Raw genomic sequence first — 11,461 nt, 5'->3', positions numbered from 1 at the left:
ATCCACCGTATTACTGGTCACGCCATCTTTGGTGGCCGTGAGGGTCGTATTACCCTCGTTAGTAGCAGTAAATACGCCAGGCTCATCAAAGCGTCCTACATCAGGGTCGCTTGTGTGCCAATCACTCACGGTTAAATCCGTCAATGTGCGAGATGAACCATCATCGTAGTGACCAATCGCTTCGAAGGGTTGCTTGTTACCTACTGCAAGCGTCAATTCACTAACACCTCGTGTTGTTATCGGTGAAGCGGTGATATCTATACGTTCTAATTTTACGGTTGATTCAGAGAAGGCAACTTCTGAATTACAACCGGTTAATAACGTTAGTAGTGGAAAAACCACTGTTAAAATTAAGACTTTAAAATGCTTATTCATAATAATACAACTTATCCTTGAAACTGAAAGTTAGAGATGGTGATTTCAACTCGGCGGTTTTTAGCTCGTCCTTCAGGAGTATTGTTATCTGCAACAGGTTGAGACTCACCCTCACCTCTCCATTCAAGTTGCGTCGGTGTGGCACCCAATTCAATCAGTTTATTGACGACCGCTTGAGCACGATGCTCAGAAAGGTTTTGATTGTAGAGTGCAGAGCCTGTTGAGTCAGTGTGTCCAACAACCACGGCATGACCTTGTGGGTAAGAATTTAATACTGAAGAGACTTCAGTTAATTGGTCAATAAACTCTTGGCTAGGTTCGACTGAATCAAAAATAAATAATCCATCTGAAGTTTTTGATGAAAAGACCTGCATTTGAGGAGGTGCTTTTACAGTGGCAGTCTCTTTAACGGGAGTATCTTCAATAATAGACGTTGGCGCTGTTTCGACTAACGCTGGTTGTGTTGTACTGCCAAACGTATAGGTTAGACTGACCAACAATCCATGGCTATCATACTTACCCGTATTTGACTTACCAATACTGTCAATGTATTGGTAGCCCGTTGATAATCGGACGTTAGGGTTAAAGTGATAGTTAATCCCTACCTCACCGAGAGGAGAAAAACCTGTCGCATCGCTCTTACTTGAAGACAGTTGCGTTTTTTCCATGTCCCAATAAGCAGCACCAAGCCGACCGTATAAACTTAGGTTATCTTGTAGGTACCAATCGTAACGAAGAGCACTTTCAATCAACCAAGTTTTAACATTAACAGATGTGGCGTCCGCCTTTAGTTTATCGTGATATTGATAGCCTAAATCCCAACTCCAAGAGGGCGTAAACTGTAACCCGCCATAGAGACCTAAAATTGTGCCCTCTGGATTTGAATGATTGTAATTGTCGTCTAGGGCCCATTGATACCCACCCTTTACGCCAACAAAAATCTGAGGGGACTCCGTCGCAGCCAGTACTGGAATACTGAATAAACTAGTAAATAATATTATTTTTTTCATAATTTTCAGATAGATAGATAGATAATATCATTTTTAAGCAAATATTACTTGTATATTGGGACTTAAATCAACAGGTCGGCTTTGTTTATACTTTATTGCCTACAAAGAACCACTCTCATCTTATCCAAAAAATGAAAACCAAATAGCCAGTCTCAGAGAGATAAATATCGATAGAAGGTAGCGTAAAAAATCGAAATAGACTCACAAAATAGAGTCCACAGATAATAACTGGTTTTGATGCATTTGCTTTGCTATCAGAACACTAGAATTATTCAAGTTCACTTTCCGAACTCGATCTCGTGCAACATTGAGCCATGCGCTTGTCTACCTTGCATTAATCGGCGCTTAAAGTGATGAGGTTGCAATATTAAGTATTATCAATAACTTAGGTTCTTATGGTGTATCATCGCGACCAGTTAACCTATACACAATGGGGCTTATGGAGCCCCTAGACCCATATCACTGTATAAGCGAACGTCCTACTTGCGAGCTACGCTAGGTGTTTGATTTTATATGAGGGCGTTAAACCGCTTCACAAACCCTTTGAGCGTGAGTTGCATCATTTTTTTGTTCGGCCTGATAATCGATAAGGAGAGACAGACGTTGGAGCAATAAGTCGAACTTCATATCCTACTTTTTCAAGGTCCGAACCCAAAAATAAGCGCTGCTACAACTTCCAATTAAACACGGTGGTTTGTATGCTAAGATTTCCAATAGTTTAGCGCGACTTATTTTGGGTTTACAAAGGACAATATTACCTTTGTGAGCAGCTTCATGGAGTGCAACCCCATTTTTTACCAGGCCTATACCTAATACAGTTACAGCCATGTTGGTCTCTCCGTATGAAATGGTTAAATTACTGCCACAGAACGCTCACTTGCCAACTTTTGAGCTACTCGAATTACTGTACGAGCCGATACATTGGTGAGTTTGGCGGTATCACTAATACTCAGCTTGTTGATAACTCGTAGCTGATAGATCTTTTCGTGTAGATCACAGTCAGCTTGCCGTCCTCTGTATTTACCTTCCTCTTTGGCTTTCTTTATTCCTTCAGCCTGACGACGGCAGCGATCTTGGTAATCTTTTCTTGCGATAGCAGCTAGCATATCCATCATCATGCTATTTATTGCTTTGATCATCGACCCGGTAAATTCATCGGTGATTTGGGGAGAGAATGCAACATGACTGGTTGGTAAATCCAGACTAATCACCTTGAGTTCTTTTTCGTGCAGCATTTCTTTCAATGTGAACCAGCTTTTCTCATCCAGGCGAGAAAGCCTATCTATCTGTTCTATGATGATTGCATCGCCTTTCGCAGCATCATCAAGTAAACGAAGAAGTTCGGGTCTTTGCAGAGAAGCACCGGATTCATTTTCAATATACCATCCAGCGATACGAAATCCTTTTCCCTGTACAAACCTCTGTAAGATGCTCTGTGCTCGTTTTGCATTTTGGTCGCTTGTTGATGCTCTAAGGTAGCCAAAGATGTACATAATCTTTCCTAAGTGACATTTAAGTTATGATCTAAAATTGTGTGCCATATAGGTTATGACAAATATATAAAAACTACCACTTTTAGTCTGTGATCATAGGGTATATCTAAATGTCACGCAAAACATCGATTGTGCAATCTGACTTCTTGTATGATGACCTTTCGCTTGAGCTGATATAAAAAGGAGAACGATGCAAACTGTTAAGCCTAGCCGAATTCAAATCCTGACGGATCAAGAGGTTCATGAGCTGTACTCACGTCCCGTTTTTAACCAAAGTGAACGGGAAGAGTATTTTTCGATAGATCCCCGTATTGAGAGAGTATTATCAACCTTGAATAAGGTTGAAACTCGAATTTACTTACTGCTTTTAATTGGGTACTTCCGAGCCAAACCGGTCGTACCAAAGTTCAGATTGCGAGATGTCAAACAAGATGTCGATTACCTTTACGCGACTTATTTTCCAAACAGGAAGCCCAAATACCCACTCATTGCCAAAAGTACACGAGCAACATTGATATTGAAGATGTATGAGATCCTTGGGTTTACTCGATTTTCTAAAATTGAAGAGAAATCGTTGCTAGAACGCCTAGAAGATGTGGCAACGATTTGCACCTATCCCAAATATATTTTTGATGAATGCTTAGCTTTCTTTGGTCAGAAACGCATTGGTTTAGCCGGCTATTCCACGTTACAAGACATGATCACGTCAGTCTTAGCCAGTGAGAGACAGAGAACGGAGTCTATCCTCTCGAGATCTATGTCTGACACCACTCGTATACAACTTAAAAAAATATTGCACACCAAGGGGCGACTGAACCAACTCTCGGCACAGAAAGGCTCAGCAAAAGACTTTACCCCAACAGAACTTATGCGTGAAATTGAAACGCACAATACAATAAAAAGTGTTTATCAAGAGATAAAAAACCTCATCAATGAATTGGGATTATCGCAAGGGAACTTAACTTATTACGCTTCAATTATTCGGCACCAATCTCTCTATAAAATTCGTCGATTCCCAGAATGGCAGGGGATGCTATACATCGTGTGTTACTTATTTTTCCGCTATCAGAAAACGAATGATAAGTTAGTCACCGCTTTTCAGTATGTGACTAGAAAACAAAGAGAAGCGACATCTGCCGCCGCTAAACAACGGATCGCCGATGAGCTTGAAGTTATCAGAGACAAACTGGTCCATGCGGGTCATCTCCTAAGGCTCTTTGTCGATGATTCAGTCAGCGACCAAACTCAGTTTGGTGATATCCGGCAAAATGCCTTTGAAATGCTCCCCAAAGATGAGATCCAACTGATTAGTCAACACCTGAATAAGGAAAATTTTGATAAGCGACAATATGAATGGCAATACATTGACAGTCAATATAGAAAAATTTCAAACTCGATAAGGCCACTCTTTTTAGCGATAGATATAGATTGCGATCCAAGTCAGACATTACTTTCTACGCAATTGCAGATGGCAAAATCGGAGCTTCAGAAGGATAAACACCTTTGCACTACCGACCAAAGGTTACTTCTTAAACAGGATAAATGCTACATCGTAGATAAGGAGGGGGTTAACCATCGACGTTTTGAATACTACTTGTATCAGAAAGTCTCTCGAATGCTTGATAGCAATCATATATTTGTCAATGAGAGTGCGAAAAACAAACGTCTCGAAGATGACTTGATCCCGATGGCCGAATGGAAACAAGATGAAAACCTTGTTTCAAAAACAGGGTTAGATAAGTTGGGCACTCCTATCGAACAGATTCTGGACACATTAACGACATCTGTGCATCGTAAAATGACTGAAGTCAGCTGTAATATCAATGATGGAGCCAATGATTTTGTTGTCCATCAACCTCGTACCAATCAGCTAACCTGGAAGCTGGCCAATAAGCGTTGGAAAGACGATCTTGATAACCCCATTTATAACCAACTTCAACATATGGGCATTATCGAAATTATGGATTACGTGCATCAAAGAACAGGCTACTTAGATGCCTTTAAGAACGTCGGAACGAAGAAACTGGGGAATAAGGCGAGAGAAGAAGACTTGCTTGCCTGTATCTTTGGTAATGGTTCCAATTACGGATTGCATCATATGTCATCGATATCTGATCGAGCTATTGGTGTTCTAAGGGCCGTGAATGATGGATACATTCGACCAGAGACGACAAGTGATGCCAATGATGTTATCTCGGATGCATTGGCAAAACTTTCTATCTTTAAACATTACACGATCAATGAATCTACACCTTTTGGTAGCATTGATGGTCAAAAACATGCGTGCCGTATTAATACATTCAAAGCGCGATTTTCAGCCAAATACTTCCGTAAAGGCAAAGGTGTATCAGCCCTTACATTGGTATCAAATCATGTCCCTGTAAACACCAAAATTATTTCTGCTAACGAGTATGAGGGCCACCATGCCTTTGACTTACTCTATAACAATAGCAGTGATATTCAACCCAAAGCATTGGCAACCGATACTCATGGGGTTAATAACGTTAACTTTGCTATTCTTGACTTATTTGGTTACCAGTTCGCTCCACGTTACGCCAAATTTAAAAATGTATTTCATGATTTGTTTGAAATTAATCACGGAGAAGCGCTGTTTTAAAGCTGCGCCGACCGTTTAACACCTCGCTTATCAAACAAGAGTGGAAAAATATTCAAAGGATCATTTGCTCATTAAGTCGAAAGACAACCACACAAAGCACTATCATCACCAAGCTCTCGAATGGTAAGCAAAATAGTCGCACATTAGCCGCACTTAGAGAGTATGACCGAATCATTAAGAGCCTTTATGTACTTGACTATGTAGACGATAAACTCCTACGGCAGTTTGTCCAACAAGCTTTGAACCGTGGAGAAGCCTACCACCAATTACGTCGAGCTATTGCTTCAATCAATGGAAATCAATTTCGAGGAGGCAATGACTATCAGATAGATCAATGGAATGATTGTGTGAGAGTTATCGCAAATTGCATCATCTATTATAACTCGGCCTTACTGTCCAATCTGATTGAAAAATTTGAGCAAGAAAAGAACCCGGAAGTAGTGAGTTTGATAGCAGGTTTATCCCCAGTCGCATGGCGTCATATCCAACTTGCCGGTAATTACACCTTTGGTGTTAAGAAAGACAATATTATTTTAGAGAAGCTGCTTGAGAATTTAGCGCCTTGGACAGAGGAAATAATGGTAGAAGGAGTTGCTTAAGAAGGATGTTGGCAAACAAGCCATCCCTGCCAGCCCTTATCAATAAAGGGCTGGCGGCTTTCATTGGACTTTTCGCTGAAATGGGCGCAAAACCCCGTGTCGCGAGGATCAATTCGCTGATGTTGGGGTAACGCACGACTTTTAAGTCATTAAAGAAACGAATGGTAAACTGTTTGTATGAAGGGGCACTGCGTATCGTCCCTTCGTCTTGGTCGACACACACATTGATCCGCTCACTGTGATAATAGCCAGCACGCTGCAAATACTTCATCACTTTCGCAAAGGATTTGGGCGAAATATACTCGCCAAAGCGCAACGCATACTCTTCTTGAAGCTGATCGTAGCTGATGGGCTTCAACCCCGCTTCGGTGGGCAAACCAACACGCCCGCCAATGAGGTCGGTGTTCGGCAACATGCACGCTAATGCTTTCGCAATTAAGGTGCGACTCTGCACATTATTTATCGCTTCACCGCCCCATGCATTAAGTGACGGGAAACGATTGGGGTTGGTAATAAATTCTTCACACCCTTTTAAGATCCGCCCGTATTCTGGCGGTAGGATTTCTACCTTACCACTTCGAAGCAACCGGCGAGACTTGAGTCCTATCTCAAAAGGCGTCTTAGGGTTCCGCGCGTTCTCTTCTGCAACGACACGATGATGCAATTCGATCAACTCCCGTTTCCGATCCTTACGCTTGCGGCGATACTCTGAATCGTAACTCGATTTATCGGAGGGGGTAGGGGAGGAGTCGTGTCCAGGCGTCTTCATAACATTCACCGTCCACGTTTAAAACACACAGCACTTCATCCCGAGGGATAAACAAGCGGTGTGATTGAGAATGTGTTGTTTGGGCTTTAGCCCATGCCATGATTGAGTCATAATTTGATATCTGCTAGATTTTTGGGATTTTTGGATTGGTCACCCAAACGGTGAAATTTCAACCTATCTCAACCGAGAAAAGAAATCAAACGCTGGTTTTTTAGACACAAAAAAGCCGTCTACTAGCAGGAAGACGGCTTTTTTGCGAGTGCTATATAGTCAGAGTACCACCTCTAACACACTCTAAATCCTAGAAAAAACACACGACATTGGGCACTCAGGAGTAAGCAATGTCGTGTGTTTTAACTTATGGACCTCAGGTAAGTATAGCGTTTCGTCGCCTGATATTTCAAACGCTAAGTGTGCCTTGGGATTTTTCCCTTAACATAATGTAAATAACACGCCGCGAAAAATAGGATGCGGTAAAATAATAAGCGTGTCTCTATGAGGGAAAAGATTTGGGTGCACCTTGGCATGAATCACACACTGAATCAGGAAGGGGCGTCAGCCCCTTCCTGTCCAGCCATTACTTCACTTCGTAGGCAAGCGTAGCTAGAAAGTTTACGTTCTTATCTTCATAACGAAATTCACAGAGTGAATCTCGTACAATCCAAAGCGAACACAATATCGTCATACAGACGACCGTTAATCCCATTAGGGCGGTTTTACTTTTTGGCATTTTGCTTGCCTCCGTCGTTGAAGAGGCTATAATCAAGTTGTCGATACATGATTGAGGCCTCGTTGGTTATTATTAACTAACGGGGCTTTTGTCTATCTGCCATAAACAAAAATGTTTCAATGATTGCTCATGACAAACAGCCAAGAGCACCCGCAAGCAGTATATCATGACTCAGTAACGCTTTGTTAATCCTGTAGTAACTACTCATCCGCTTCATTAAACGCCTCTTAATTAGTAACAAATGAGTTAAATTTGACCGCACCCCATTGCTAGGCCTCGCGAAGCGAAAGACGTAGTATGAAGAGTTTGAATTAACGATGATCATTTTTGTATGGTTCCACTAAGCTATGCGTAATGTGAAGTTGTTTCCTGTCGAATGACAAAAGAAAGTTTCAGCGCAGCCAGCCACTTTATAAAATTTATAATATCTGCTTACTTCATGCTGGCTGTGGGGCCCGTCAAAAGCTTTCTTTGTACATTCCTGGTTTGTTGATATTGAATGCTTTTGATGGGAGGTACTTTGAGCTTTTAAGTTAGATCGATCAATTTGACGTGGGTGATAAGCTGACGTCGCTTCGCTTTGTCGGCTTCATACTGACTCTACATGCAAGCATATAGCAGCCAGCATGAACCTTAATCTCTAATATTCATCTATATATTAATTTATATATTTATATAACTACGAAGTACTCATAAGCGCAGTAGTGTTTACACCCGCATTTTTTGCCTATCTTCTATCAGTAACTTATTGCACTACCTTTTACAAAAGAACGAAATTTATCGACTCAACCCACTTTTCCTTGGTTAAGAACAACAGAATAGGACTGTAAAATCGTAGATTGTCATTGATTTTGCTGTTAATTTGATGAATATCTATAGAGCAGGCGTGAGTAAGCCTCCGCCGTTAAGCGGATACATTCAGTTGTTTAATGAGGGGAAAGCTGTACGGCTTTTGGGGTAACAGTAAATAGGCTTGAAACAAAAGAGGCTGTTTTGTTGAGTTTCGTCGCATTAAAGATTTCTTGGATACCAGAAGCAATTGTTCGAAAGTTCAGCCATTCGAAGCGTAAACCTTTTTGCTCCATACGTTTACGAGAAGCAATAATAAGCTCACAAATATTACTGTAGCTCACAACCTTTAAGTCTTTAAAGAAAGTCGCTGAGAATTGTTTATAGGAAGCTGCACTTCGTACTGTTCCCTCTTCAGCATCCACACAGACATTAATACGTTCAGTCGCCAGGTAAGAAGCCCTTTGTAAGTATCGAATCACTTTGGCAAAAGATTTAGGTGAAATAAACTCCCCAAAACGCAAAGCGTAATCTTCTTGTAACTGGTCGTAACTAATGGGCTTCAAGCCAGCCTCAGTCGGTTGACCAACTCGCCCCCCAATAAGGTCCGCATTAGTCAAGATACATGCTAGCCCTTTGGCGATTAATGTTCGGCATTGGATATTATTAATTGCAGCGCCACCCCAAGCAAACAAACCAGGGAAACGTTGAGGGTTATCAATGAACTCTTCACAGCCCTTTAAGATAAAAGCGTATTCATGGGGAAGATCAACCCACTCACCAGAACGTAGTAAACGGCGTTTAGAAAACCCAAAGCAAAAGTTAGAGTTGGTTTCCTGTTCCCGGTTGACAATATCATGATGAAGCGCGATAAGCTCATGCTTACGAGCTTTACGTTTCGCACGATACTCTTTGTCGTATTGAGATTTAGTTAGTGGGGGATTTTGCTCAGATAATTGCATGACACACCCCAACAGAACTCAAGCACAGAGACAGTGGAATCGTCGCACTGAAAAAATGAAGGCTTGAACTGAAAGAGTGCTGGGATAAGTCGTACCTAAGGCACGGAAATTGTAATTGATTCATCTTTAGATTCCGCTCGATTTTAAGGTTGTTTGGTTTCTCACGTCAAACAATGAACCAACAATCTACACAAGATTTGCTGAAAGATCAAACTCATAAATTTTAGATACAAAAAAGCCGTTCACGAGCGGGCGAACGGCTTCTTGCAAATGCTATGTAGTTAGATTGAGAGTCTAACACATTCTGATTCTCGAAAAATACACTACATAGAAAACTATGTAGTAGCGTGCTATGTAATGCACTTTTACTCCGAAAACTAAAGCCATTTTAGCTTTAACAGTGATAAAACGCTAGCTTTTCCATTAAACTATATAAAAATTTATTGGTAAAAAGAAAGTTGTAGGATTACTAACCCAATAATAAAGAACTCTTCATTATCATCTACTAATACGTCTTTATAATTTGAGTTAAAGCTGCGTAACAAAAGACCTTTAGGTGTGTTTTCTATAAACTTAACCCTCAACATACCTTCATGGTTGATAACATATGTTTTACCATCAACTGGCATGGTATTTTGAGTGTCAACACAAATAATTGAACCACTTCTAAACTCAGGTTCCATACTGTCCCCTAAGATTCTCAAACTAACTAAACTGCTACTAACTTTTGTATTAAAAAAGCTTCTAGGCATAATTAATTCAAGGTCCGCATATTCAGATGAAATAAAACAACCATCTCCAGCTGCTGCCTCTATCTTTTCGAAATACGGCACTTTTAATAAATCATCTTGATCCATATGTTTAATGCCAAAACTAACATTTTCAGTTCGACCATAAGTTAACCATTCAATATCAACATTAAAAGTTTTACATAGCTTTAATAAACTATGTGATTTAGGTTGAGCTGTGTCCAACTCCCATTTAGATATTGTCACTGGAGTTACACCGATTTTTTTACCTAACTCTTTTTGAGTGAGCTTAGCTTCTAATCTTAAGGTCTTAATCCTATCCGCAATTGTTTGCATTTTATTCAATTAAATTTTTTAAGTTCCTTCCATTATCCCTCATAGAGCAAAACCTTATGTACGTCAGATAAATAAACAAAAGGGTTAAATTGCACTTGAAATAAACTTTTGTTTATTTATTATAACCAATAATTATGTAACCTGTAGCTTAATAGCTACAAATTAGATGGTTGATTATGAAAGCAGGTACATCCGTCAATATCGTGCTCGACGAAGAACACAACAAAATGCTTGAACGCTCCAAAAAACAGAGTGGAAGAACGAAACGTCAGGAAGCCGCTAAAAGACTTGCTGACCATCTCGAGCGCTTTGGGGAACGATGGGAAAAACCTATCGATGAACCCAAAGCGTAATTTTTCGTGTCTATCGATCTACATTGTGGATCTCAAAAGGAAACATTATGCAAAACAAACTCAATATCTCTCCAAGGTGGAGAGCCAATGTCATCACCGCTATCACTCTCTCATCCATCCTCCTTCTTATCACTCAGCCCGCACTCGCCGTGGATCTGTTTGCCGCCGGAAAAACCACCATCAAAGACACCGCTGGTGATGACTCTGCCGTCGAAAATGCCATCTTAGGCGCCGGAGCGATTGGGGCCGCTGCCGGAGGCTTTATGAGTCGTAACTGGCTTGGTGCGGTTGGAGGCTTTACTGGTGGGATGATTTTCTGGGAAGTCGTGAAACCAATGGTCGGACTCGCTTAAACCAAAGAGAGATGATGCGCATGAACAACGAACCCCTTTTTTACTCTATCCCTAAACACCTCAACCATGGCAAGCGCATGATGGGCCTACCTAGAGATGAAGTGCTACCCGCATTGCTACTTTTTTTGCTGTTCTTCCTGGCAAAACATCAAGCAATAGGATTGGCATTTGCCATTGCGTGGTTCTTAGGATTGCGCTCCATCAAAGTCCAATACGGAGAAAACATCATCGCTCTTGCCAGCTACTGGTGGGGGAGTCGCCATGTGAACCAACAGATTTTTAAACGCACTCCCCCTTCACAAAAACGCTACTGGCTATTTTAAGGA

General features: G+C 41.0%; 11 protein-coding genes and 1 pseudogene. 5 read left to right on the top strand and 7 right to left on the bottom strand.

The genetic code is table 11. From position 1 onward, the window contains the following. The 3 genes and pseudogenes from AB6E85_RS21600 to AB6E85_RS21590 form a co-directional block, all read right to left on the bottom strand. A pseudogene (locus AB6E85_RS21600) lies at nucleotides 1-375 on the bottom strand (hypothetical protein); the annotation flags it as partial. 11 nt (nucleotides 376-386) lie between these two features. Then, complete coding sequence (locus AB6E85_RS21595; RefSeq protein WP_372144222.1) at nucleotides 387-1,385, bottom strand: outer membrane beta-barrel protein; 999 nt, start codon at nucleotides 1,383-1,385, stop codon at nucleotides 387-389. Between the two features lie 851 nt (nucleotides 1,386-2,236). Then, nucleotides 2,237-2,878, bottom strand: a complete 642-nt coding sequence (locus AB6E85_RS21590) for a recombinase family protein (protein WP_372144220.1) — start codon at nucleotides 2,876-2,878, stop codon at nucleotides 2,237-2,239. 190 nt (nucleotides 2,879-3,068) lie between these two features. On the opposite strand from AB6E85_RS21590, the gene AB6E85_RS21585 reads away from it, so the two are divergent. Together AB6E85_RS21585 and AB6E85_RS21580 are read left to right on the top strand one after the other, a co-directional pair. Beyond that, nucleotides 3,069-5,495 (top strand): Tn3 family transposase, encoded by a 2,427-nt coding sequence (locus tag AB6E85_RS21585; RefSeq protein WP_372144218.1) that lies wholly within the window; start codon nucleotides 3,069-3,071, stop codon nucleotides 5,493-5,495. A gap of 2 nt (nucleotides 5,496-5,497) precedes the next feature. Then, a complete protein-coding gene (locus AB6E85_RS21580) occupies nucleotides 5,498-6,094 on the top strand; it encodes a Tn3 family transposase (protein ID WP_372144240.1) in 597 nt (198 codons plus the stop codon). Here the strand turns inward: AB6E85_RS21580 and AB6E85_RS21575 are convergent. The 4 genes from AB6E85_RS21575 to AB6E85_RS21560 form a co-directional block, all read right to left on the bottom strand. After that, entirely contained in the window at nucleotides 6,024-6,863 is an 840-nt protein-coding gene (locus AB6E85_RS21575; protein WP_372144216.1) for a hypothetical protein, read from the bottom strand. The genes AB6E85_RS21580 and AB6E85_RS21575 overlap by 71 nt on opposite strands. A 577-nt stretch (nucleotides 6,864-7,440) precedes the next feature. Continuing rightward, a complete protein-coding gene (locus AB6E85_RS21570) occupies nucleotides 7,441-7,593 on the bottom strand; it encodes a Hok/Gef family protein (RefSeq protein WP_081324705.1) in 153 nt (50 codons plus the stop codon). Between the two features lie 926 nt (nucleotides 7,594-8,519). Continuing rightward, a complete protein-coding gene (locus AB6E85_RS21565) occupies nucleotides 8,520-9,344 on the bottom strand; it encodes a hypothetical protein (RefSeq protein WP_372144214.1) in 825 nt (274 codons plus the stop codon). A 440-nt stretch (nucleotides 9,345-9,784) separates the two neighbouring features. Further along, nucleotides 9,785-10,429, bottom strand: coding sequence for an XRE family transcriptional regulator (locus tag AB6E85_RS21560; RefSeq protein ID WP_372144212.1), 645 nt, complete (start codon nucleotides 10,427-10,429; stop codon nucleotides 9,785-9,787). Between the two features lie 176 nt (nucleotides 10,430-10,605). Between AB6E85_RS21560 and AB6E85_RS21555 the strand changes: the two genes are divergently transcribed. The 3 genes from AB6E85_RS21555 to traL are packed head-to-tail and all read left to right on the top strand — an operon-like array spanning nucleotide 10,606 to nucleotide 11,458. Next, on the top strand, nucleotides 10,606-10,782 hold the full coding sequence (locus tag AB6E85_RS21555; protein WP_372144210.1) for a TraY domain-containing protein: 177 nt from the start codon (nucleotides 10,606-10,608) through the stop codon (nucleotides 10,780-10,782). Nucleotides 10,783-10,829: 47 nt separating this feature from the next. Further along, nucleotides 10,830-11,135: a type IV conjugative transfer system pilin TraA gene (traA, locus tag AB6E85_RS21550; protein WP_372144208.1), complete on the top strand. Its 306-nt coding sequence runs from the start codon at nucleotides 10,830-10,832 to the stop codon at nucleotides 11,133-11,135. Nucleotides 11,136-11,155: 20 nt separating this feature from the next. After that, complete coding sequence (gene traL / locus AB6E85_RS21545) at nucleotides 11,156-11,458, top strand: type IV conjugative transfer system protein TraL (protein WP_372144206.1); 303 nt, start codon at nucleotides 11,156-11,158, stop codon at nucleotides 11,456-11,458. Nucleotides 11,459-11,461: the final 3 nt, after the last annotated feature.

This window comes from Vibrio sp. 10N.247.311.51 (assembly GCF_041467855.1).
GTDB lineage: Bacteria > Pseudomonadota > Gammaproteobacteria > Enterobacterales > Vibrionaceae > Vibrio > Vibrio coralliirubri.
This window is presented reverse-complemented; position numbering and strand designations above follow the sequence as displayed.